19 protein-coding genes are annotated in these 22,106 nt (G+C 65.9%); 4 read left to right on the top strand and 15 right to left on the bottom strand.

Annotation, left to right across the window (positions count from 1 at the left end; translation table 11 throughout):
- Positions 1–47: 47 nt before the first annotated feature.
- The 10 genes from QCE69_RS27150 to QCE69_RS27195 are packed head-to-tail and all read right to left on the bottom strand — an operon-like array spanning position 48 to position 12,724.
- Positions 48–1,214 (bottom strand): glycosyltransferase family 4 protein, encoded by a 1,167-nt coding sequence (locus QCE69_RS27150; RefSeq protein WP_309924994.1) that lies wholly within the window; start codon positions 1,212–1,214, stop codon positions 48–50.
- Positions 1,215–1,238: 24 nt separating this feature from the next.
- Positions 1,239–2,423 carry a glycosyltransferase family 4 protein gene (locus QCE69_RS27155; RefSeq protein ID WP_309933996.1) on the bottom strand — a complete coding sequence of 395 codons (1,185 nt, stop codon included), beginning with the start codon at positions 2,421–2,423 and terminating at the stop codon, positions 1,239–1,241.
- Complete coding sequence (locus tag QCE69_RS27160) at positions 2,420–3,910, bottom strand: glucose-6-phosphate isomerase (protein WP_309933998.1); 1,491 nt, start codon at positions 3,908–3,910, stop codon at positions 2,420–2,422. The genes QCE69_RS27155 and QCE69_RS27160 overlap by 4 nt, the downstream gene beginning before the upstream one ends.
- Positions 3,907–5,040, bottom strand: a complete 1,134-nt coding sequence (locus QCE69_RS27165) for a glycosyltransferase (RefSeq protein ID WP_309934002.1) — start codon at positions 5,038–5,040, stop codon at positions 3,907–3,909. Before QCE69_RS27165 ends, QCE69_RS27160 begins: the two co-directional genes overlap by 4 nt.
- A complete protein-coding gene (locus QCE69_RS27170; protein WP_309934202.1) occupies positions 5,037–6,008 on the bottom strand; it encodes a glycosyltransferase in 972 nt (323 codons plus the stop codon). The genes QCE69_RS27165 and QCE69_RS27170 overlap by 4 nt, the downstream gene beginning before the upstream one ends.
- Before the next feature lie 25 nt (positions 6,009–6,033).
- Positions 6,034–8,247 carry a polysaccharide biosynthesis tyrosine autokinase gene (locus tag QCE69_RS27175; RefSeq protein WP_309934204.1) on the bottom strand — a complete coding sequence of 738 codons (2,214 nt, stop codon included), beginning with the start codon at positions 8,245–8,247 and terminating at the stop codon, positions 6,034–6,036.
- Positions 8,248–8,279: 32 nt separating this feature from the next.
- Entirely contained in the window at positions 8,280–9,449 is a 1,170-nt protein-coding gene (locus QCE69_RS27180) for a polysaccharide biosynthesis/export family protein (RefSeq protein WP_309924998.1), read from the bottom strand.
- The gene (locus QCE69_RS27185; protein ID WP_309817800.1) at positions 9,443–9,886 is read right to left on the bottom strand and encodes a low molecular weight protein-tyrosine-phosphatase; all 444 of its coding nucleotides are present in this window, start codon (positions 9,884–9,886) and stop codon (positions 9,443–9,445) included. Before QCE69_RS27185 ends, QCE69_RS27180 begins: the two co-directional genes overlap by 7 nt.
- Positions 9,887–9,893: 7 nt before the next feature.
- Positions 9,894–11,291 carry a UDP-glucose/GDP-mannose dehydrogenase family protein gene (locus tag QCE69_RS27190; RefSeq protein WP_309924999.1) on the bottom strand — a complete coding sequence of 466 codons (1,398 nt, stop codon included), beginning with the start codon at positions 11,289–11,291 and terminating at the stop codon, positions 9,894–9,896.
- A 47-nt stretch (positions 11,292–11,338) separates the two neighbouring features.
- On the bottom strand, positions 11,339–12,724 hold the full coding sequence (locus QCE69_RS27195) for an undecaprenyl-phosphate glucose phosphotransferase (RefSeq protein WP_309934004.1): 1,386 nt from the start codon (positions 12,722–12,724) through the stop codon (positions 11,339–11,341).
- Between the two features lie 354 nt (positions 12,725–13,078).
- On the opposite strand from QCE69_RS27195, the gene QCE69_RS27200 reads away from it, so the two are divergent.
- Entirely contained in the window at positions 13,079–14,590 is a 1,512-nt protein-coding gene (locus QCE69_RS27200; protein WP_309925001.1) for a mannose-1-phosphate guanylyltransferase/mannose-6-phosphate isomerase, read from the top strand.
- 43 nt (positions 14,591–14,633) lie between these two features.
- Here QCE69_RS27200 and QCE69_RS27205 read toward each other — a convergent pair whose 3' ends face one another.
- Complete coding sequence (locus tag QCE69_RS27205; protein WP_309925002.1) at positions 14,634–15,467, bottom strand: transposase; 834 nt, start codon at positions 15,465–15,467, stop codon at positions 14,634–14,636.
- A gap of 333 nt (positions 15,468–15,800) precedes the next feature.
- A complete protein-coding gene (locus QCE69_RS27210) occupies positions 15,801–16,931 on the bottom strand; it encodes an acyltransferase (protein WP_309934006.1) in 1,131 nt (376 codons plus the stop codon).
- 253 nt (positions 16,932–17,184) lie between these two features.
- Here QCE69_RS27210 and QCE69_RS27215 point away from each other — a divergent pair, with 253 nt between their 5' ends.
- On the top strand, positions 17,185–18,306 hold the full coding sequence (locus QCE69_RS27215; RefSeq protein ID WP_309934007.1) for an acyltransferase: 1,122 nt from the start codon (positions 17,185–17,187) through the stop codon (positions 18,304–18,306).
- 73 nt (positions 18,307–18,379) lie between these two features.
- Here the strand turns inward: QCE69_RS27215 and QCE69_RS27220 are convergent, their stop codons facing one another.
- Together QCE69_RS27220 and QCE69_RS27225 are read right to left on the bottom strand one after the other, a co-directional pair.
- Positions 18,380–19,096 (bottom strand): DUF899 family protein, encoded by a 717-nt coding sequence (locus tag QCE69_RS27220; RefSeq protein WP_309934205.1) that lies wholly within the window; start codon positions 19,094–19,096, stop codon positions 18,380–18,382.
- 30 nt (positions 19,097–19,126) lie between these two features.
- Complete coding sequence (locus QCE69_RS27225) at positions 19,127–19,786, bottom strand: glutathione S-transferase family protein (protein ID WP_309925330.1); 660 nt, start codon at positions 19,784–19,786, stop codon at positions 19,127–19,129.
- A 619-nt stretch (positions 19,787–20,405) separates the two neighbouring features.
- Between QCE69_RS27225 and QCE69_RS27230 the strand changes: the two genes are divergently transcribed.
- Positions 20,406–20,558 carry a hypothetical protein gene (locus QCE69_RS27230; RefSeq protein ID WP_309925005.1) on the top strand — a complete coding sequence of 51 codons (153 nt, stop codon included), beginning with the start codon at positions 20,406–20,408 and terminating at the stop codon, positions 20,556–20,558.
- Positions 20,559–20,628: 70 nt separating this feature from the next.
- A complete protein-coding gene (locus QCE69_RS27235) occupies positions 20,629–21,336 on the top strand; it encodes an MgtC/SapB family protein (protein WP_309817824.1) in 708 nt (235 codons plus the stop codon).
- A gap of 4 nt (positions 21,337–21,340) precedes the next feature.
- Here the strand turns inward: QCE69_RS27235 and QCE69_RS27240 are convergent, their stop codons facing one another.
- A complete protein-coding gene (locus QCE69_RS27240; RefSeq protein ID WP_309934207.1) occupies positions 21,341–22,045 on the bottom strand; it encodes a glutathione S-transferase C-terminal domain-containing protein in 705 nt (234 codons plus the stop codon).
- Positions 22,046–22,106: the final 61 nt, after the last annotated feature.

Below are 22,106 nucleotides of genomic sequence, written 5' to 3' on the forward strand. Positions count from 1 at the left end.
TGCTTCAGACTTCAGGCCGGCCTTTCCCAAGGCCGGCCTGAAGCACGTCAGTGCATCGGTCCTTCCGCAATCGCTTCCTCATAAACCGCTGCCACGCGCTTCGCGATCACCGAGCGGTCGAAGTGCTCCCACGCATAGCGCCGGCAAGCCGCTTCGTCCGGCAGGTCGAGCGTGCCGTCGAAGGCCGCGATCAGGCCGTCCGCAATCGCATCGACGCCCGTCGACGCCAGCACCAGATCCTCCGACAGCCCGCGCACCGCTTCCGGCAGACCGCCCACCGGCGTCACCAGCACCGGCGTTCCCGATGCCAGCGACTCCACCGTAATCAGCCCGAAGCCTTCGAGCGCCACCGTCGGCACGATACTGAGGTCCGCCGCGCGATAGAGCGAAGCCAACTGCTCGTCGGGAACGAAGCCGAGCAGGCGGACGTTGTCGTCGAGACCGGCGGCATCGATACGGGCCTGCAACTCTTCCGCAAGCCGCCCCTTGCCCGCGATCAACAGCAGCACGTCGGGCACCTTCTGCTTGACGCGCGTGATGGCGTCGATCAGCGATTCGAGCCCCATGCGCCGCACCAGCCGCCGCACCGCAAGCACGATCGGCCGCCCCGCCGGCAACTGCAATTTCCGGCGCGCTTCCGAGCGGCTCAGCTTCTGGTCGAACTGCGCGACATCGACACAACCCGGCACCACGCGGATGCGTTCTTCCGGCACGCCGTAACGCGCGCTCAGGATCTGCCCGAACGCTTCCGAGAGCACGATCAGCCGCGACGAACGCGCATACACGCGCCGCTCCAGCATCAGCTTCGCGCGCTGACCGAGCGTGTCCGCGCCTTCGACATGACTCTCGTCGGCCCACGGCCCCTGGAAGTGCGAGACCTGCGCGATGCCGCGCGTCACATCGAGTCCGGGAAACGTGTACAGCGCAAAGTGCGACGAGACGACGTCGGGCCGCTCCATATCGAGGCTGGCGCGCAAGGCGCTGCGTGCGTTCATCAGGCGGCGCGGCAGCGACTGCGCGGCCGGACCGAAACCACGGATGGCGCCGCCCGAATCGACCGCCACGCGCGGCGAACCGGCCACCACGCCGCGCACCTCGACGCCCGCCGCCGGCAGCGCGCCGACCAGCGTGTAGTACATGCGGTCGAGGCCGCCCGCGCGCTCCGGAAACCAGTGCATGCCGATTTGCAGGGACTTGATGGATGGGGTGCTCATGGCTGTTTCCTGTTCGGGTTGATGTCAGACGCGCGATTGCACGGATGCCGCCTTCAGTGTCGTCACGTTGTCGCTGCGCTCATGCCGCGCGAAGCTGCGATAAAGATCGAGATAACGCCGCGCCATGCGCGCCCAGTTGAAGTCCGCCGCGAGCGTGCGCGCCGCCGCGCCCATGCGCACGCAGCGTTCGCGCGACGCCGCCAGTTCGCCGATGGCGCCCGCCAGCGCGACGGCGTCGTCGGGATCGGCGAGCACGATGCCGCAGTCCTCGCCGATGATCTCCGCGCCGCCCGCCGTGCGCGCCGTGATGACCGGCAGGCCGGCGGCGAGCGCTTCCAGCAGCGAAAGGCTCATCGCTTCATAGCGCGACGGGAACACGAAGGCATCGACGGAATGCATCAGCGTCGGCATGTTCTTGACGAGCCCGAGAAAATGCACGCGGTCCGCAATGCCGAGCGCGCGCGCCTGCTCCGGATAAGGACTGCCCGCCAGATACCCCGCGACGACAAGCTGCACATGCGACGGCAGCGATACCAGTGCGTGCAGCACGGTTTGCAGGTTCTTGCGCGGCGTGCGCAGGTCGCCGACGAACAGCAGCAGGAACGCATCGTCCTTCAGGTTGAACGCCGCGCGTTCGGCAGAGGCCGCCGCGAACGCCTGCGTATCCACGCCGTTGTAGACGACCTGCACGCGCTGGCTCTCGATGCCGCCCGCGCGGATCTCGTCCGCCACCTTCTCCGATACCGCCGCGATCACCCGCGAACGCCGGTACGCCCAGCCTTCGAGCCAGGCATTCAGGCGGCTGTAGATGACCTGATACGCCGACCACGCGCCGCCGCGCAGCCGGAACGGGTAATACGGGCTGCGGGTCCAGCCGCCATGCACGAAATGCGCGGTGTTGACCTCGGCGCGCGCCCAGGTGATGAAGCCGTTCACGTGCAGGACGTCGTAGGCATCGCGATGCGCGCGCAGCCACAGTGCGCTCTTGATCGCGAAGACCTGTTGCTTGACGAGGCGCGTCGGCCAGAAGCGGCCGGCAATCACCGGCACCCAGCGCAGCCGCGCGTGATCGCGCAACTCGGGCGCGACGTGCGATGCCACGAGGATCACCTCGTGCCCCTCGGCCAGCGCCGCGCGCGCGATTTCGTAGTTGACGCGGCCCTGGCCGTCGTTATGCCGCACCACGTGGGTGACGATCGCGATTCTCATTGGCTAGCCTTTGATGTTGAAAGAAGAGATTCGCGGCGGCGCACGAGCTTCGCATGATGGCGCGCGGCGATGATCGCAAACAGGCTCGTGAACAACAGCGATCCGCCGGTGCTGACGAAGGTGTTGGCGAACAGCAGGATGCCGATCATCGAAAAGGCCAGGCTCAGCGCGGCCTGCGCGAACTTGTCGTCGCGCAACGAGAACGACGCGCGCCACGCCCGCACCAGCAACAGCGCGACGCCCGCCATGTAGAGCAGGCCGCCCGGCCAGCCCAGCACGAAGGGCACGTTCATCACGCCGCTGTCGAAGCTGCCGTACTTGCCGAGATCGCCGTTCGCGCTCGCCAGTTTCGTCGAGGTGCCGGTGGCGCCGAAGCCCTCGCCCGTGACATCGGTGAAGGCGGTCACCATGAAGTTCGTGTAGAACTCGTTGCGCGCGGCATAGCTGCTGTCGTTGCTCAGGTTGGTCATGGTCTGGAGGCGTGTGCCGAGCTTGTCCGCCACCGGCCCGATGGTCAGCAGCGGCACCGACAGCCCGACGAGCACCACCGCGCCGAGCACGATGCGCAGCCGCACGCGGTTGCTCGCCTTGAGCAGTTGAAGCAGCATCGCGATGATCCAGCCGCCCCACGCCGAACGCACCATCGACAAGGCGAAGGAGACGAAGCCGAGCGCGCCCGCCAGCCAGCGCGCGCGCTGCGTGCCGGCCATCACGAAGGTCAGCCCCGCCATCACGACGAGCGCGAACGGGCCGGACGAGTTCATCGTGCTGAAGACGCGCACGCCGAGCGGCACCGGCTCGCCCTGCGAGGCCATTTGCGAGCCGATCATCCACAGGGCGTCCCAGGCCGGCATGATGAAGAACTGCACGATGCCATAGGCGCCCATCAGCAACAGGCCGTAGACGAAGGTATCCAGCAGCACCTTGCGGTACTTCGGATACTCGTGTGCGTTCACCATGATGTGAAAGCCGATGAGCACCGGATACAGCCAGTTCGCAAGGTCGTAGGTCGCCGCCATCGGGCCGCTGGACGCCACGCCGATCAGGTAGGCATACGCGATGCCGAGCAGCATCAGCAGCATCGGCAGGCCGCGCCGCTGGGCCAGCACCCTGTACTGGCGCAACAGGGTGAGGCCGCAGATCATCGTGACGACGAGCGGTGCGATCTGGATGAGGCTCGTCGGCGTGAACGCGCCGCGGCTCCAGTCCGCGAGACGCCGCACTTCCGGGCTCAGGAACCAGACCCACCACATGAAGCCGATGTACCGCGCCGGGCTGCGGAAGTAGAGGTAGAGCGCCGCGCACGTCGCCAGCAGCGGAAAGGCCAGCGTGAGCACCGTCCCTTGGCGCGCCAGCACCAGCAGCGCGGTCAGCCCCCAGACGACCGCCTGCGCGGTCCATTCCGGCGGACCCTTGCGCGCCCGGCGCACGGTCTTGACCCGGCCGGCGAGGTCGCGTGACATGGGAGGCAGCGGCGCGGCGTTCATCTCGTCAGCTCGCGCGGCGCGAATACCGCCTGCCCGTTCGGCGCGGCATCGTTCGCGCCCTGCGCGTGTTCCAGCGCGGCGCGCGTCAGCCGCACATGCTGGAGCGCGAACTCGCGTGTCGTGTAGTCGCGGGCGATGAAATGGCGCATGGCGGCCTGCGCCCGCGCCAATGCGAGCGCGGGATTGCCGCGCAGTTCATCGAGCGCGCGGCGCAGCGCCGGCGCATCGTGCGCGGGCACGTAGGACACGTGTCCGGTGCCGAAGTAATCGCGCAGACCGCCCACATCCGTGACGATCACCGGCTTGCCGAGCGCGACGGCTTCGAGCAGCACCGTGAGTCCCGAAGCATGCGTGTTCGCGCGCAAGGGCACGACGATCACATCGGCCCAGTCGTACAGTTCGCGCGCCGCGTTCAGCCCGATGGCCGGTGCGATGCACACGTTGTCCGCGTGCAGCGAGGCCGGCACGCGACGGCGCGTCGCGATGCGCACGTCGTAGCGTGCATCGTCGCGCAGCGCCGTGGCGAGCGTACGCCAGTCGCGGTCGCGGTCATTGCCGATCGCCCCGACGCGCAGCGGTGTATGCGGCGTCCATGCGCGCGGCTCGGCGAGCGCGAAGTCCTGCAGGTTCAGGCCGTAGAAGACCTGCTCCGCCTCGCGGCCGAAGTACTCGCGCACCAGCGCGGCATTCACGCTGGAATGCGTGGTGAGGATATCCGCGCGCGCAATCAGCTTGCGATAGATCCAGCGGCGCACCGCGCCATAACCGGGCCATTTGTCGAGCAGCCAGATCGACTGCGCAAGCAGCAGCGGCCTGCCCTGCGCGCGGCCCTTGAGCAGCAGCAACAGCGCGGCGGACAGATACTCCTGCTCCGTGTGCGTCCATACGGCGTCGCAGGCGAGTATGGCCTCGCGATTGCGCCACGTATGAATCAAATCGAAGCCAAGCGCGGCCTTCAACGCGCGGCGCAGGAAGCGCATCGGCTTGCGTTCGTCGGCATCGCGCGAGTAGGTCAGCGTGAATTCCGCCGACTCCGCATGGTGATAGCCATACAGGCAGCCGATGTTGTCGCCCTGCCGATACCGCGCCGGATCGGCGCCATGGAAGAGATGCACATGCACGTTCGTCATAGTGTCCTCGCAGCGGGAAGCGCAGGCGTGTCCGACGTGCGCGCGCGGCGGGCCTCAGAGCGCGCCTCGCGGGCGCCGCTGCGCACCGCGCGCCAGCGCCGCCATGCATGGGCCACGCCGCCGCGCGTCGCGAGCAGCGCCTGCGCCAGGCCCGGATAGACCTTCGTGCCGATCAGCGCATACCACCACCACGCCAGTTCGCGATGACCCGGATCGAGCTGCTCGCTCAGGATCAGATGGAAGTTGTAGGCGGCATCGCTCAGTGCGCCGAAGGTCTGGGCGTCGCGCCGGTCGTCGTCGAAACGCTCGGCCGGAAAGTGATCCACCGCGACCAGCGGGTCATAGCGCACCGTCCAGCCCGCGCGCCGCACGTTCATGCTGAACGCCATGTCGTTGTGAACCTGGGCGCCCGCGCCGCGCAATCGCGTATCGAAACGCAGCGCGCCCACCGCCGCGCGCCGGTAGCTCATGTTCGCGCCCTTCAGCATGCGTACGTCCCGCGCCGGTCCCACGCCGAGGTGATGGTTGCCCACGATCCGGCCCGTGCGGCGCACCACGCCCACTTCGTGGCGCGCGCCGTCCAGCACGCGGCCCTTCTCGTGGACCCAGTCACGCCCGCCGAGCGCGCCGAGGCGTTCATCCTCTTCGAACGCGCCGGCGCTACGCGCAATCCAGTCGGGATGGGGCGCGGCGTCGTCGTCGGTGATCGCGACGATCTCGCCTTGCGCCGCCTCCAGCCCGCGATTGAGCGCCGCCACCTGACCGCCCGCGCCGGTCTCGATCACGCGCAACATGAAGCCTTGCGCGCCCTTCAGTTCGATCGCCAGACGCCGCGCCGTTGCTTCGTCCTCGGGACGCGCGATCACCAGCACTTCCTCCGGCAGGCGCGTCTGCGCCCGCAGCGCCGCCAGGCAGCGCTTCAGGTCCGCCGGCCTGCGATAGGTCGGCACCACCACCGAGACGCTCAAGCTCATGGTCATGGTCTGTTCTCCCTCAGTGGCCCGCATACTCTTCCACCGCTGCGTAATGGGCGCGCCCGTAGCCGCGCGCGCGTTGTGGCGTACCGTTCAGGATCGCGCCCTGCACGACGATGCCCGCCGTACGCAGGCGCCGCGTCGCTTCGCTGATTTCGCCTTCGTTGTGCGCACCGGAGCGCAGCACGAGGAAGTTCGTGCCCGCCATCTTGCCGACGATCAGCGCGTCCGTGACCGCGAGCACCGGCGGCGTGTCGATCAGCACGGCGTCGTATTTGCGGGCGAGCGCCTCGAGCGTGGGCTGGAGTCGCGGCGACATCAGCAGTTCCGACGGATTGCCCGGACGCTTGCCCGCCGCGATGAAATCGAGCGATGGAATCCGGGTCGTGCGGATTGCCTTCTCCAGGCCGATCGTTCCCGCCAGCAGTTCCGCGAGGCCCGGCTCGCGCCCGGCGCTCAACGCGCGTTCGAGCTTGCCGCGCCGCATGTCCGCGTCGATCAGCAGCACGCGCTTGCCGGTAGCCGCGAGCAGCACCGCGAGGTTGGTCGCGAGGAAGCTCTTGCCGACGCCCGACGCCGGCCCGGTCAGCATCACCACGCGATTGCGCGCTTCCATCAGCGAGAACTGGATCGACGTGCGCAGGCTGCGCATGATCTCGACGCAGACGTCGTTGGGACGCAGCATCGCGAGAATCGGCGCTTCGAGGTCGTCGTGACGGCGGCGCTTCACGTCGGTATCGAAACGGGTTTGCTCGGCGCTGTGCGGCACGAGCGCGAAGATCGGCAGCGAGGAGACGCGTTCGAGGCGCTCCGGATCGTCGATGCCCTTGAAGATCGCGCGGCGCGCGAACACGAAGCCCGTGCCGAGGATCAGCCCGAGAATCACCGCCGCCGACATGATGAGCACCTTCTTAGGCTTGACCGGATCGCCGGGTCGCAGCGCGGCATCGACGATATGCACGTTGCCGCCCGTACCGGCCCGCTGCACCGAAAGCTCCTGCACGCGGTTCAGCAGCAGCACGTAGATGTCTTCCGCCACCTTCGCGTCACGCTGCAACGCCACCGCCTTCACTTCCGATTGCGGCAGATCGCGGAAGCGCGACGCATAGCGCTCGCGTTGCGCTTCGAGTTGCGCGAGTTGCTCGCGCGCCGTCGTCAGCGCCGGATGCAGATTGCCGTAGCGCTGTTCGAGCGTCGTGATCTGCAGGCGCAGCGCGGAAATCTGCGCCTCATAGCCGATGCTGCCTTCGAGATAGACCTTGGCTTCGTCGCTTGCGTTGATGACGCCCGCCTGGCGCTGATACTCGGTCAGCGCAGCTTCCGCGTTGTGCAGGTCCGCCTTGAGCCGCGGCTCCTCGGTGCGCAGGAAGTCGAGCATCTTGCCCGCGTCGGCCTGCTTGGTCTCGATGTGCTGGCGCAGATACGACTGCGCGAGCGCATTCGCGATCTCGGCGGCCTTGTCCGGATTCTGGTTTTCGAGCGAGATCTGGATCACGCCGGTCTGCTTGCCCTGCTCGGTCACCGTGATGCCCGACTGGAAGCTTGCAATCGCCGAGAGATCGTTGGCGCGCATCACCTTGAAACGCGTGCCGGGCCGGGCCACGAGCTGCTTCACGAGCAGCGTGACGCCCTGGCCGCTCGCCTCCGCGCCTGCCTGTCCCTGAAGCAGCGCGTGTCCCTGCGGGTCGGCCAGCGCATAGCGCCCGTCGCCGAGCGCGGTGAGCATCAGTTCCTTGCCTTCCCACTGCGGCTCGACCTCGATCGAATCCAGCTGGATGATCTCGCCGCCCCACGCATACGACGCCATGCCGAACCACGGCTTAGCCGGCACGCCGGGCGTCGCGAAGCGTGCCGCGAGACTGCCGAGCAGCGGCAGCGTCACCGGCGCAACCGAGAAGTTGAGCTTGCATTGCGCCACCACCGGCGCCACCACGCCGCGGCTCTTGATGATCTCGATTTCCGCGTCGGTGGGCAGCGCGCTCGATCCCGAGTTGATCGCCTGGCCGGTTTGCGTCTGCGTGAGCGCCTGCGACGTGTTGTCGTTGGTTTCGACGCGCACGTGAGCATCGGCGGAATACACCGGCCTTGCGAGATAGCAATACACGGCCGCGCACAGCACCACGAAGGCGAAGACGCCGATCAGCCAGCCGATGTCGTCGATCACGGCCTGGATCAGATTGCCGAGCACGACGTCTTCCTCGTCGGGCTTCTGCATGAAGGGATGCACTTGCATGTTCACGATTCGACTCCCTTGTTCGATGCCCGCTAGCGCGTCAGCTGCTTCAGATAGAAGAGCGTCTGCAAGGTCGGCAACACCTGGTTGATCAGGCGGTTGAACTGCACCGCGCCCGCCGTGCCCACGTAGACCACGTCCTGCGGACGCAGCTGGAATTGCGTCGAGAGCAGCAGCGAGTCCGGCTGCGACATGTCGAGCCGGAAGATGTCGGGCCGCGCCGGATTGCTGCGCGCGCCGCGCACCACATAGATCTGGCGCACGTTGGCGTCGGTGTCGAGTACGCCGCCGGCAAGCGTCAGCGCATCGGCGATCGACGCGCGGCCGCGCACCATGTTCACCGGCATCGGCGTCTTGACTTCGCCCATCACGAAGATGCGGCTGTCGTAGCGGTCCGGAATGTTGATGATGTCGCCCGACTGCAGCATCACGTTCTGCGAGATGTCGCCGCGATCCAGCACGCTGTTGGCGTCGAGCACATACAGCTTGCCGCCGCGCGTCAGCCGCACGCGCTGGAGATCCGCCTCGGACGTGGTGCCGCCCGAGCGCGTGATGGCGTCCACGAGCGTCAGCGGCACGTCGCTCACGGCGAGCGGGCCGGGCTGCTTCACTTCGCCCGTCATCGCGATCTTCTGGCTGCGATACGCCAGCACGCGCACGTCGAGTTGCGGGTTCTTGATGTACGGCGCCAGCGCGGCGGCCAGCTGGTCGCGGATCTCGCCGGTCGTCTTGCCCGCCACGCGCACGCGGCCGATGAACGGGAAGAAGATCATGCCGTCCGGCGACACGGTCTGGCCGTACGGGTCCGCCTGTCCCGGCAGCGCCTGCGTGTAGGGCTGCCGGAGCGCGCCCGCGACCGTCTGCGTGGTGTTGCCGCCGGTGGAGAGCGTGCTGCCCTGCGGCGTCGTCAGTTCCGGGTGATCCCACAGCGTCACGCCGAGAATGTCCTGCGGTTCGATGCGATACACGTACTGCGCTTCATCGGCGAAACGCGCGGGCGGCAGCGGCTGCGGGGCATCGGGCGCCGCCTGCTCCTGGGCGATCACGTCCGCCGTGATGAGATGCACCGGATAGGTCGCGGTGGGCGTCGGATCCTTGTCTTCGAGCCGCGAGGTATTGAGGAAATTGCCTGGCGCCGTGCTGCACGCCGACAACAACGCCGACATGAAAGACGTCAGCAAGAGAACACGGGGTATCAGCATATTTTGTCGAGCCATCCAAGCACCAGCCGTTCGATCAATCCAAAGCTCTCGCGATAGACCGCGTCATGCGCGCCGTACGGGTCGGCGACTTCCGCGTCTTCCCACTTGCCGAGCAGATGCACCTTGCCGCGCGTGGTCGGCGCGAGCTGCGTGACCGCGCGCATCTGGCTGCGCTCCGGGACGAGGATCAGGTCCGCGCCGCGCGCCATGCCGCGGTCGAAACGCCGGGCGCGATGCTGCGACGAATCGAGCCCCTGCTCCGCCAGCAGCCGCTGCATGGCCGGGTCGATGTCCTCGCCTTCGTGGGCGTAGAGCCCGGCCGACCGAAACTCCATCGGCCGGACGCCGCGCCTCGCCAGATGCGCGCGGAACAGCACCTCCGCAGTCGGGCTGCGGCAGATGTTCGCGTGACAGACGATCAGGACGCTCCCGAACATCGGCGCGTTACGCCACGCCTGCTGGCACGGCAACGTGGCTCACGCGCGTGCCGCGTCCGATCGCGTGATACTCGATGCCCATCTCGCTCAGCGTCTCCGGCTCGTAGAGATTGCGGCCGTCGAAGATGACCGGATGCCGCAGGCGACGCTTGATCGCATCGAAATCCGGGCTCTTGAACACCTTCCATTCGGTGACGATCACGAGCGCATCCGCGCCGTCGAGCGCGTCCTTGTGATTCGCCGCATAGGAGAGCCGCGCGCGCGCTTCGGGCAGGCCCTGAAGGTCGAGTGCGAAGACGCGGCGGGCTTCGTCGGCGGCCACCGGGTCGTACGCGACCACTTTCGCGCCGCGCGCCAGCAACGCCGCCGCGAGCACGCGGCTGGGGGCGTCGCGCATGTCGTCGGTATTCGGCTTGAACGCGAGGCCCCACAGCGCGAAGGTGCGGCCTGTGAGGTCGTCGCCGAAGCGCCGCACGATCTTGTGCGTGAGCGTGTCCTTCTGCGCCTCGTTGACGTCCGACACCGCTCTCAGGATGCTCATGTCATGGCCGAACAGCGACGCCGTCTGGATCAGCGAGCGCACGTCCTTCGGAAAGCACGAGCCGCCGTAGCCGCAGCCCGCATAGAGAAAGTCATAGCCGATGCGCGGGTCCGAGCCGATGCCGCGCCGCACCGCTTCGATATCCGCGCCGACGCGGTCCGCGAAATTCGCCAGCTCGTTCATGAAGGAAATGCGCGTCGCGAGCATGGCGTTGGCGGCGTACTTGGTGAACTCGGCGGACTGCACGTCCATATACAGCGTGCGCTCGTGATTGCGGTTGAACGGCGCATACAGGCGCTTCATGCGTTCGCGCGCGCGTTCGCCGGGCACGTCCTCGTCGCAGCCGATCACGATGCGGTCCGGCCGCGTGAAATCCTCGATCGCCGCGCCTTCCTTGAGGAACTCCGGATTCGATACCACCGAGAACATGTGGTCCACGCCGCGCGCGTCGAGCTCGTACTGGATCGCGGCCTTGACGCGCCGCGCGGTGCCGACGGGCACGGTCGACTTGTCGACGATGGTCTTGAAGCCGTTCATGTAGCGGCCAATGTCGCGCGCCGCCGCGAGCACGTATTGCAGGTCGGCGGAACCGTCTTCATCCGAAGGCGTGCCCACTGCGATGAACAGCATCTCGCCGTGCTCCACGGCCTGCTGCACGTTCGACGTGAACGCGAGACGGCCCGCCTCGCGATTGCGGTCGATCACGTCTTGCAGGCCCGGTTCGTGAATCGGCATGCCGCCGCCGTTGAGAATGGCGATCTTGCGCTGGTCGAGGTCGAGACACAGCACGTCATTGCCGATGTCCGCGAGACACGCGCCCGTCACGAGCCCCACGTAGCCGCTGCCGATGATCGTCAGTTTCATGATCCAACTCCAGGTGTTGATGATTTGGCCGGTTGCATGGACCGGACTCAGTAGGCGTTCGCGCCCGCGAAGCCCTTCCACAGCGTCATCGCGACAATCTTCATGTCGAGACCGAAGGTCCAGTGCTGCATGTAGTAGAGATCGAGCTTCACGCGGCCCGACATCTTCTCGATGCGGTCCGTCTCGCCGCGAAAGCCGTTGACCTGCGCCCAGCCCGTGATGCCCGGCTTGATGCGGTAACGGTGCATGTAACCCTTGACGAGGTCCTTGTAGATGTCGTCGTGCTCCAGCGCGTGCGGGCGCGGACCCACCACCGACATCTCGCCCTTCAGGACGTTGATGAATTGCGGCAGCTCGTCGAGACTCGTGCGGCGCAGGAACGCGCCGATCTTCGTCACGCGCCGGTCGCCGCGTTGCGCCTGCGTGATCTGGCCGGCGGCTTCGTGATGAACCCGCATCGAGCGAAACTTGTAGATCCTGAATTCACGGCCATCGATGCCCTTGCGCCGCTGGCGGAAGAACACCGGTCCCGGCGAAGACAGCTTCACGCCGATGGCGATCGCCGCCAGCAGCGGCGCCAGCGCGACCAGCACGCAGGCGGCGAAAACGCGGTCGAACACGCGCTTGGGCAGGACCTTGACGTCGGTAATGGGCGAGGCGGCGAGGTTGATCGCGGGCACGCCCAGCAGATCGACCACCGCATGACCGAAGAACGACAGGCTGCGCACATCGGGGATGAAGCGCACGTTGACGAAGTCGTCGCGGAACTCGGTCACGATGCGGTGAATCGTCGGCTCCTGCGAGATGGGCAACGCGAGCCACAGTTCGCGGACGGCGCGCTCGCGCACGTGTTCCGCGAGCAGGCTGAAATCGCGTTCGATGCGCACGCCCAAGAGCGCGTCGCCTTCCATCGCGGCATGCGAGGCGGCGGGATCGAACACGCAGACGGGACTGAAGCCCGCATCCGGACGGCCGCGCATCTGCTCGATCAGGAACGTCGCATAAGGCGCCGAGCCGATGATCGCGACCGTCTTCTGGTTGAAGCCTTCGCGCCGCAGCAGCTTGAGCGTGGTATGCACGAGCGCCTTCGAGACGATCAGCAGGCCCACCGTGCAGGCGGCCCAGTACGCGAGCCAGCCGCGCGACAACGAGTCCGCGCGATGAATGCTGAAGGTGAGCAGCACGCCCGCGCTTTCCACCAGCAGCCACGCGAAGGTCGCGCGCAACAGCAGGTCGTAGACGGGCTTGCCGCGCCACGACTGATAGATCCCGAGCGCCGGAAACGTCATGATGGTCAGGACGCAGGAGAAGCCGAGCAGGGTGCGTTCGACGTCGCCGAGCCAGACGAACTCGCCCGCTGCGAGCGCGGCGGCAAGCAGCGCGCCCAGCACCGCCATGGCCAGATCGGCGACTCTCGATATCACACTCAGCATTGCATTCCCCTCGGAACGAAAGCACACGTTTATCTGTTGTGAGCGTCATGCCAGTTCGCATGACGCAGTGCATGGGTGGTATGGAACTGGAATAAATATGGCGCTGCAACACCGAAAATATGCGGCTTCAATCGAGCGGATTTATTTGCGGATTTTTTATCGGCGAGCGCCTTTGTTCGTGCGGGTCCGGGTGGTATCGGGATGGGAGAGAAATAAATCGCGCCTGAGTCGAGGGGCTTGTATGAAGCAGAAACCGCGCGGATTTTTTGATGCGTTTTTTCCTTTTATCACGCGGTTTTCTCCATGCTAAATATGACGGGTCCGCTTTTGCGATCACGCGCCAGGAGGCACACCATGAATGCACCAGACACCGCGCTTGCGAGCGCATCCACGATCGACGCCGGCACCGGCGTACGCCTCAGCATTCAGCCCGTGATTCTCGCGGGCGGTTCCGGCACCCGGCTATGGCCGATGTCGCGCGAACACTTTCCGAAGCAGCTCATCGGGCTGATCGGCGAGCAGTCGCTCTTGCAGGCCACCGTCAGCAGGCTCGACGGTCTCTCCGCCGCCGGACTGCGCGTGGCCGATGCGGTTGTCGTCTGCAACGAGGAACATCGCTTCACCACCGCCGAGCAGTTGCTTGGCCAGGGCCGCCGCGCGCGGCTCGTGCTCGAACCAGTGCCGCGCAATACCGCGCCCGCGCTCACCGTCGCCGCGATGCACGCGCTTCGTGGCGGCGAAGACGCCGTGCTCGTGGTGATGCCGGCGGATCACGTGGTCGCCGATCAGGACGCATTTCATCGCGCGATCCGTGAAGGCGCGCGCTGTGCGGAAGCCGGCGCGATCGTCACGCTGAGCGTCGTGCCGACCCATGCCGAAACCGGCTACGGCTACATCAGGATGGGCGCTGCGTTGCCCGGCCACGGTGCGTGCAGCCTCGACCGCTTCGTGGAAAAGCCGCATCTCGAACTCGCGCAGCACTATCTGGCTTCGGGCGAATACGGCTGGAACGCGGGCATTTTCATCGTGCGCGCGTCGACCTGGATCTCGGCCATCGAGCACTATCAGCCGGCCATGTATGCGGCCTGCGTCGCGGCGTTCGAACACGGCGACGACGACGGCGAATGCCTGCGTCTCGAACGCACGGCGTTTGCGTCGTCGCCGTCGGATTCGATCGACTATGCCGTGATGGAACAGATTGCCGGCGAACGTGGCGACGACCACTTCACCGGCGCGGTCGTGCCGCTGGATGCAGGCTGGTCGGATGTGGGCTCGTGGGACGCGATCTGGAACATCCTGCCGAAGGACGATGCATCGAACGTGGCGCGCGGCCGCGTGATGTTCGAAGGCGCGACGTCCACCTACGCGCATTCGGAAGGGCGTCTGATCGCCTGCGTGGGCACGCGCGATCTGGTGGTCGTGGAAACGGCGGACGCCATTCTCGTCGCCGACAAGTCCTGCGCGCAGGACGTCAAGGCCATCGTGGGACGCATCAAGTCGGAACAGGGCCGCGAGGCCGCCGATCATCGCAAGGTGCACCGGCCGTGGGGACATTACGATTCGGTGGATCAGGGCGACCGGTTCCAGGTCAAGCGCATCGTCGTGAAGCCGGGCGCGCGCCTGTCATTGCAGATGCATCATCATCGCGCGGAGCACTGGATTGTCGTGCGCGGCACCGCGCTCGTCACGCGGGGCGGCGAGACCTTCATCCTCGCGGAGAACGAGTCCACCTATATTCCGATCGGCGTGCAGCACCGGCTGGAGAACCCGGGCAAGATGCCGCTCGAAATCATCGAGGTGCAGTCCGGAACGTATCTCGGCGAAGACGATATCGTGCGCTTCGAGGATACGTACGGGCGTCAGTGAAGTGACTTGCTGAAGACGCGCGGGGCGCGCCGGGCAAAGCGGGTCAATGCCCGCTTTCGGCCGCCACGCGCTCTTCGCCGACATAAGCTTCGCGCGCCGCCCGCGCCACGTCCGCGCGCGTGGCTTGCGCGGCAATCCAGCGCCGCGCCCACTCCAGCGCATAGCTCCTTGCCTCTTCCATCGACTTGAAGCGCGGCCCGATGAGCCCCGAACGCTCGACCCGGCGACCGTCCTTCACGATCTCCGCCCAGCCGCGATACATGCCGCCGGACACGTCGCGCGCGATCGGGTAGATGCTGTAGCCGCGCGGGTCGCCGACCGGCGCGCAGGCCGGCTCGAACGGCGCCGGCGTTTCATACGGCCGCGCGGGGCGCGGCGCACGCACGCGCGGCACGATGACCGGCGACGCACTGGCCTGGGCGACGTCGCGCGCTTCGGGCAGACGGCGCGGCACCGCCGCGCCCCGCCCGGGCGGCAGGACATCGCGCGACTGCCACGATTCAGGGTTCTGCCAGAACACGCCTCGCAGACGGTCGCAGTCGTAAGACGGCGGGACCGGGCGCGGCGCGGTCTCCGCCACGGGCTGACGCGGCACGTAGGCGAAGGAGCGCCCGGCATTGGCCAGCACCTTGACGATCTCGATCAGCGTGCCGTTCATCTGCCAGTCGACAAAGCGGCGCCGGCACGTGGGCACGGTCGGATAGTGGCTGGGCAGCTTCGACCAGGTTTCGCCTGTTGTGAGGATCCACAACACCGCATTGACGATGGTTCGCGGATGCGCCCGGGGCCGGCCGCGACGGTGCTCGCGCACCTCGCTCTCGCCGATCAGAGCCGAGACCATCGCCCATTCGTCATTGCTGAGTTCATTGAAAAACATTGCGTTGCTCCATGCAGTCGGACTTCGCTGCGGATATCGGACGTCGCGCTGATCAAATCAAAGGAAGGCCGGCACACGTCCGGCTCCCTGCACACTCTGCCCAAGGATCTCGAGGTACTCGCAAACGTTTGCTCAAACAACAAAAACGGTGCATCCGGTGAATTGCCAATCTCTCATGGTGCATGAGTTGACTCAATTCGGCGCACGATGCCTGGTCTCGCTCGTGTATGAAGATATAGTGCAGGAAGCATACCATTACTAAGGTTTGCCCGAATATGACAAACCCCTAGGTTCCAGGCGAAGTTAATGATTTTTTGCGCCAAGCAATATTCTTTAGCGAATAAGCGATCCCGGACGGGACTCGGGCGGTCTGTTTTCTTGTGCCGGACGACGATTCTTGAGCCGCAGAACGGGCTCTTCGATGAAACGCCAGGACAATCCGGCAAGCATCAGCGTTAGCAGAAACGAAGCGGCGAAGCTTGCCGCATGCGCCCATGCCGGCATGCCGGACGGACCAAACATCGCGGCCACCCGGGCGTTGCGGGTGAAGTCCGGCATGAAGCCGTGATAAAGATAGAAGCCATAGCTGATCTTCCCCAACGCCGCCAGCGGCTTCCATTCGAGACATGCCAGCAGCATGGCGCTCCGGCTGCACGCGACGGCGCACACCAGGGCCGCGATGCATGCGCCATAGGTCACATAGAGCGCGGTGAAGCGCAGCGGGTCTGTCATGCGCTCCCACGCCGGCTCGACGCCGCACATCAGCGCAATGCCTCCGGCCAGCGCCAGCGCCACCGGCAGCGAGCCCAGGCAGCGCCCGAGCGTGCCGTTACGGCGCACCCATGCCCCGCCGATGCCGCCAAGCGCGAACAGCCAGAAGTTCGCGAGCGGATGCGTGTAGATCACAATGCCCGGCGTCTGCGTCGCCTTCATCCATAACAGCGTGGCGACGCCCGCGACGAAGATCGCGCCGCAGATCCGCGAGTGCCATTTCGCGCCGATGGCCAGCAGCAGCGGCGCGAAGAACAGATAGAACTGCTCTTCGACCGACAGGCTCCACAGATGCGAATAGCGTCCGGGCCAGTACTGCAGAACATCGGCGATCCAGAAATTGGACAGATAAGCGAAATGAAACGGCATGCCGCCCGCCAGTTCGGGACCGGCAAGGCCGACCGTCATCAGGAGCGTCAGCGTGACGAGCAACAGGTAGTAGACGGGGAAGATCCGCAGCGTGCGCCGGAAGAGGAAGCGCTTGAGCTCGGCGATGAACGAACTTGCGCCGGCATCGATGCGCCCCCGTTGCTTCGTCAGGATATCCGCGATCAAAAAGCCACTGAGCGCGAAAAAAATCCACACACCGAGGTGTCCAAGGCCGCTGTCTGCCGCCATGGCCTTGTGGTGGATGAAGACCAGCAGGACGGCAAGCGCGCGCAGGCCGTCGAAGCCGCGAATTCTTTCGTTCATGAGTGCGCCCGGTCGATGATGTCAGACGCGGCCGTCAAGGCCGCTTCGCGAGCGCCCTATGCTAATTCGTGCAAAACGGGAAAAAAATCCTTGGCGAATTTCTTTAGCGCGCAAGGCAAGCGTCTTAGCGCCCGCCTTGAAATATTTTTTAACGCCTTGAGTGATTTTCTTTGCAAAGTTTTTAACGGAGACTCGATCCCCTCAAGCCGGCACGCGCAGGACGCCCGCCATACACTCATTGAAAGGTTTTTTGATGAAAAATCATGTTCAGGAGCTGACCGGATTGCGCTGTGTCGCGGTAATGATGGTGGTCATGGGTCATGCGCAGCACATGATTCCGGGCGGCTATCGCGGCGCGCTCGCGCCTTTGCGCCTTTTCTCGGACGGGCGTCTCGGCGTGATGATTTTTTTCGTGCTCAGCGGCTATCTGATTACCGGCATCCTGAAGGCCGAATGGCAGGCCAGCGGCACCTTGCGCCTGGTGCCGTTCTATATGAAACGCGCGCTGCGCATCTGGCCGGCGTTCTATGCCTACCTTGCCGTCATTGCGCTGCTGTCGTTCGCCGGGCTCGTTGATGTCGATCCCAGCCAGTTCGCGGTCGCCGCGCTGCATGTCTGGAATTTCTCCGGCGTCGCCGGCATGAGTTCGATCAACGCGCTTCACCCCGACGGCGCCTGGTATCTCGGCCACTTCTGGACCCTCGCGCTCGAAGAGCAGTTCTACTGGTTCTGGCCGCCCTTGGTCCTTTTCATTCTCGGACGCGGCAGCCAGCGTGCACTGATCGCCCTGCTCGTGCTCGTGCCGCTCGTCAGGATCGGCACGTACTTCGCGTGGCCGGCCCTGCGCGGGCAGTTGAGCATGATGCTGCACACCGGTATCGATCCGATCCTGATCGGCTGCTTCGTCGCCCTGAATCGCGACGCGCTGAAAGCGCGCGTCGCGGCGCTGCCGTGGGGCGCGCTGCTTCCGTCCGCCGCGGTCCTGCTGCTGCTCTTCGGCATGCCCTTGCTGCATGAGCGGCTCGGCGGGCTCTGGAGCGCAACCTACGGCGCAACGGTGGAAGCGGCGCTGGTCGGCTTCGTGATCGTCGTGCTGATATCGCGCAAGGCGTTCTGGTTCTCGCGCCTGCTGCGCAGCGCACCGTTCGTCTACATCGGCACGATCTCGTTCAGCCTGTATCTGTGGCAGCAATTGTTCAGCGACATCCACTCGCCGGTGGCGTACCGCTTTCCGCTGGGCATCGTCGGCGCGCTGGTTGCGGCGAGCCTCAGTCATGTGCTGATCGAAACACCCTTCCTGCGCCTCAAGGATCGCCTGACGATGCGCAGGCGCGTCGACGTGTATCCGTCCGCGCAGGCCGAGGGATCGAAATGAGTGCTGCGCTCCGACGCCGGCAGGACGTTTCGTGCACAGCCGCTGCCGGCGCCGCTCATGGTCACGATTGCGCTTATTCGCGCGGCCCGTAATCCAGCTTCGGATACCAGTCCTTGCCGCGTCCTTCGGGCGTCATGTCGAGCACGTTCCACAGCGGCATCAGATCCGGCGCGCCGCGCGGATCCTCACCGGGATCGACGGTAGCGAAATCCATCTCGCCGCTCCAGAACTGGCGAATCACGCCTTCGCGCCGGGTGAACACATGGAGCGCGGGTTCATCGCCGCCTTCCTTCGACAGCGCGAAATAATCCCGGCTGAACGCGCCGTTCAGGTCCGAGAAGAGACGCAGCTCGCGCCAGCCGCGCTCCTGCGCGAACGCGGCGAGCCGCGCATACGGCGAACGCGCGATCACCGCGAGCGCGATCCGCTGGCCCATGTCGCGCGCCTCGCCCTCCCACGCGGACAGCAGCGACGTGCACATCGGACAGGGCCGTTCGCGTTGCGGCCCGAACATCCAGCTATAGGTGACGAGCGTGTCCTTGTCGCCGAACAGCGCGGCGAAATCCACGGCGCCTTGCGCGCCTTCGAAGCGATAGTCGCCCTTCACTTCGCCGCCCGGCGGCAATGCCCGGCGCAGCTGCGCGACACGCTCGATCTGCCGCCGCAGCTCGATCTCCTCAGCCAGCAGCGCGGTGCGCGCCCGCCGATACTCGGCGCTTTCGTTGGGAATCCGCATGGTGGCGCGCTGCGCGAGTTCAGCCGCGGGAACGAGTGTGCTTGCCGTGCTCATGTCGCTCATATCGATCTCCTTGTCAGTGAATCAGTCGCGATCCGGCGCGCCGAGCGGGAACAATCCCCGATACGGCCGCGCTTCCTCTACCGCGCGCGCAAACGAAGGCCGCGCCAGCAGCCGCTTGCGATACGCAATGACGTTCGCAAACGCAGCATCGATGCGATGCACCCAGTCTGCGTAGAACAGGAACGGCGCGGCGCCGCAATCGGCGAGAGTGAAAGCATCACCCGCCGCCCATTCGCGCGATGCCATCAGGCGGTCGAGATACGCATACGACGTGTCGAGCATCGCGCGGGCATCGGCGACGCCGCGCGCATCGTGCTCGTCCGCGGCCCGCATGGCGTCGAAGACGATCTTCTGCTGCGGCGTCGCCACGTAGTTGTCGAAGAAACGGTCCAGCCAGCGCACCTCCAGCGCGGCGCGTGGATCGGCGGGAAGCAGCCGCACCGGCCCAGGATGAAAGCATCCCAGATATTCGATGATCACCGTCGCTTCCATGACCGGCCGGCCGTCGTCGACGAGCAGCGGGAAGCGCTTCATCGGCCAGAATTCGACGAGCTCGCGCATGGACTGCGGACGCTCCGGCGTCAACGCGCAATAGTCGAAGGCCGTGCCGTTCTCGTACAGCGCGGTCAGTGCCTTCTGGCAATAAGAAGAGAAAGGATGGGCATACAGTTGCAGGGTCATCGGCTGTGTCTCCAGGCAGTTGGGCATGCTTACTCCTACGACGAGCATGCCGCGCCGCAATCGACATCAATCTGGAATATTTTGTGATGCAGCGCAGCGCTGAAGCTTGCGTTTCGCCGCATCCGCCATGCTGCTCAACGCACATAGCCATTCATGCGTGGCAGCGATCCGGGTTGACCGACGTCATGAGCCGCGACTAGAATCGCCCAACTTCAAAAAGCCCAAGGTGATCCTTTGGATACCTGCAGTAGTCGATCTTCGATCTGTTTCGCCGCCTGACCGCAGGACGCCGCTCCCCGCTTTTCTTCAAGCTCAGCCGCCGTCTTGCCATCAGGCAGACGGTGCGCGTCGCAGTTTTTCTCCTCGTGCACCCATTCGTCAGCGCCACCGGGCGTGATATCGCGACTCGCGCATAACGCGCGTCGCCGTATCGCTTCGCGTGCGCTTGCGTGCGCCGCTCCTGCGTCCGTCGCGGGACTGAGCGCGCGCGCGTAGTCATCCTTCACGGATTGCCGTGCCCAATGCGAGCCGGCGTCCGCGAGGCCGCTCGTCGCGAGCGTTTGCCCTGGCGATCCCTCGGACCGCCGCTACGCGCCAACCATGGCGCCCGGAGAAAACCATGAACCTGCTGCTGCTTTCGGACCTGCCGCGCGTCGAGGAATCCCGTCCGCATTACGACGCCATGCTCAACCTCGAACCCCGGGAAACGCGCTACCGGAAGCTGGCGCGGTTCTTCCGGCGCCTCACATCGCGCCTGTTCCGGCGCGCCTAGTCACGCCACCGACACGCTCCCGTGCGAAGCTTGCCGGTTTGTTCCCGGAAAGCACCCGGCCTTCTGACCGATGCATCTCGATTTCACCCTGCGCCTGCTGGCCGCGTTCGCCTGTGGCGTCGCCATCGGACTCGAACGGCAGCTGCGCCAGCGCACCGCCGGCCTGCGCACGATCACGCTCGTCGCCAGCGGCGCCTGCCTGTTCGTCACGCTCGGCGTGCTGACGGGCAACGGCGTCGCGGGCGTCACGCAGATCGCCGCGTATGTGGTGTCGGGCGTCGGCTTTCTCGGCGGCGGCGTCATCATGCGCGAGAAAGGCTCGGTGCAGGGCATCAACACGGCGGCGACGCTATGGTGTTCGGCGGCCGTCGGCGTGTTGTGCGGCTCGGGGCACTACGGGCCAGCCATCGAAGGCACGGGCATCGTGCTCATCACCAACACCGTGCTGCGCGAAGTCAGCCGCATGATCAACGCGACGCCGGTCTCAAGCGCCGACCTCGTGCGTGAATATGTGCTGACGGTCATCGGACGGCAGGAAGACGAAATTCATATCCGCACCCAGCTGTCGAATGCCATGGACGCGCAGCCGCTCTCCTTCCTGAGCCTGACGAGCGAAGACATCGAAGACGCGCCGCCGCGCGTGCGCGTGACGGCGACCGTGCGCATGCATCCGAAGGATCAGGCCCGGCTCGAACGCATGGCGAGCCGCATGAGCATGGAGCGCGGCGTGTCGAGCATCAGCTGGTCGGGCAAGAGCGTGGAGACGGCGCCCGAATGATCGATTATGGCGAGCGGCTCTGTCCCATGCGTTCGCGCATCGCGTGACAGTGTTCGACGAGCCGCGCCTGCGCAACGACGAAACGCTTGAGCGGCGTATCGATGTCATAGAACAGGATGTTCGCGACAAAGCCGTACACGGCGGCGTCGATGCTGGCGGGCGTGGCGCCGAACATGAAGGGTCCGTCCGCCAGCAGGTTCGTCACCGCCTGCAAGTCGCCGATGCCGCGCGCATACGCATCATCCGGCTCATAGCGGCCGATCCCCTGATACCGATAGCGCTCGAAATTGTATTGCCGCGCGTGCTCCAGCACGTCGGGATCGGCGTCCGGCAGCGCCGCCAGCAGCGCGGCGCGGAACAGCGGCCAGTAACGGTCGTCGCGCCAGCGCGAATAGGACATCACCCAGTAGAGATCGTCGAGCGTGCGGCGGACCAGCAGGTCGAGATCGTGTTGCAGGGGCGTCAGCGGGTCGTCGAGCGTCAGCGCGTAGCGGCGCTTCAGATGCGCGATGATGCTGTCGCTGTCGCCGATGGTTGCGTCGTCGTCAACGAGATACGGCAACTGGCCGCGCGGCGCAACGCTCGTATCGATCACATGACGATGCTCGAAGGGCAGGCCTGAAAGCTTCAGGAACGCGAACACCTTCAGTCCGAACGGGTTGTTGTCTTCCAGGCCGAACAGCCCGGGATACGAATAAAGCGTGATCATCGGCGTCTCCGCATACGGCTCGGGCAGGTGGACGGGCCGCCAGGCGACGCCCTGCACGGAC

The sequence above is a fragment of the Caballeronia sp. LZ032 genome, assembly GCF_031451315.1.
Classification (GTDB): domain Bacteria; phylum Pseudomonadota; class Gammaproteobacteria; order Burkholderiales; family Burkholderiaceae; genus Caballeronia.

Excerpts from the sequence above, each read along its gene's own strand:
- QCE69_RS27150 (WP_309924994.1), bottom strand. The coding sequence starts at position 1,214 with ATGAGCACCCCATCCATCAAGTCCCTGCAAATCGGCATGCACTGGTTT.
- QCE69_RS27155 (WP_309933996.1), bottom strand. The coding sequence starts at position 2,423 with ATGAGAATCGCGATCGTCACCCACGTGGTGCGGCATAACGACGGCCAG.
- QCE69_RS27160 (WP_309933998.1), bottom strand. The coding sequence starts at position 3,910 with ATGAACGCCGCGCCGCTGCCTCCCATGTCACGCGACCTCGCCGGCCGG.
- QCE69_RS27165 (WP_309934002.1), bottom strand. The coding sequence starts at position 5,040 with ATGACGAACGTGCATGTGCATCTCTTCCATGGCGCCGATCCGGCGCGG.
- QCE69_RS27175 (WP_309934204.1), bottom strand. The coding sequence starts at position 8,247 with ATGCAAGTGCATCCCTTCATGCAGAAGCCCGACGAGGAAGACGTCGTG.
- QCE69_RS27180 (WP_309924998.1), bottom strand. The coding sequence starts at position 9,449 with ATGCTGATACCCCGTGTTCTCTTGCTGACGTCTTTCATGTCGGCGTTG.
- QCE69_RS27185 (WP_309817800.1), bottom strand. The coding sequence starts at position 9,886 with ATGTTCGGGAGCGTCCTGATCGTCTGTCACGCGAACATCTGCCGCAGC.
- QCE69_RS27190 (WP_309924999.1), bottom strand. The coding sequence starts at position 11,291 with ATGAAACTGACGATCATCGGCAGCGGCTACGTGGGGCTCGTGACGGGC.
- QCE69_RS27195 (WP_309934004.1), bottom strand. The coding sequence starts at position 12,724 with ATGCTGAGTGTGATATCGAGAGTCGCCGATCTGGCCATGGCGGTGCTG.
- QCE69_RS27200 (WP_309925001.1), top strand. The coding sequence starts at position 13,079 with ATGAATGCACCAGACACCGCGCTTGCGAGCGCATCCACGATCGACGCC.
- QCE69_RS27205 (WP_309925002.1), bottom strand. The coding sequence starts at position 15,467 with ATGTTTTTCAATGAACTCAGCAATGACGAATGGGCGATGGTCTCGGCT.
- QCE69_RS27210 (WP_309934006.1), bottom strand. The coding sequence starts at position 16,931 with ATGAACGAAAGAATTCGCGGCTTCGACGGCCTGCGCGCGCTTGCCGTC.
- QCE69_RS27215 (WP_309934007.1), top strand. The coding sequence starts at position 17,185 with ATGAAAAATCATGTTCAGGAGCTGACCGGATTGCGCTGTGTCGCGGTA.
- QCE69_RS27220 (WP_309934205.1), bottom strand. The coding sequence starts at position 19,096 with ATGAGCACGGCAAGCACACTCGTTCCCGCGGCTGAACTCGCGCAGCGC.
- QCE69_RS27225 (WP_309925330.1), bottom strand. The coding sequence starts at position 19,786 with ATGACCCTGCAACTGTATGCCCATCCTTTCTCTTCTTATTGCCAGAAG.
- QCE69_RS27230 (WP_309925005.1), top strand. The coding sequence starts at position 20,406 with ATGAACCTGCTGCTGCTTTCGGACCTGCCGCGCGTCGAGGAATCCCGT.
- QCE69_RS27235 (WP_309817824.1), top strand. The coding sequence starts at position 20,629 with ATGCATCTCGATTTCACCCTGCGCCTGCTGGCCGCGTTCGCCTGTGGC.
- QCE69_RS27240 (WP_309934207.1), bottom strand. The coding sequence starts at position 22,045 with ATGATCACGCTTTATTCGTATCCCGGGCTGTTCGGCCTGGAAGACAAC.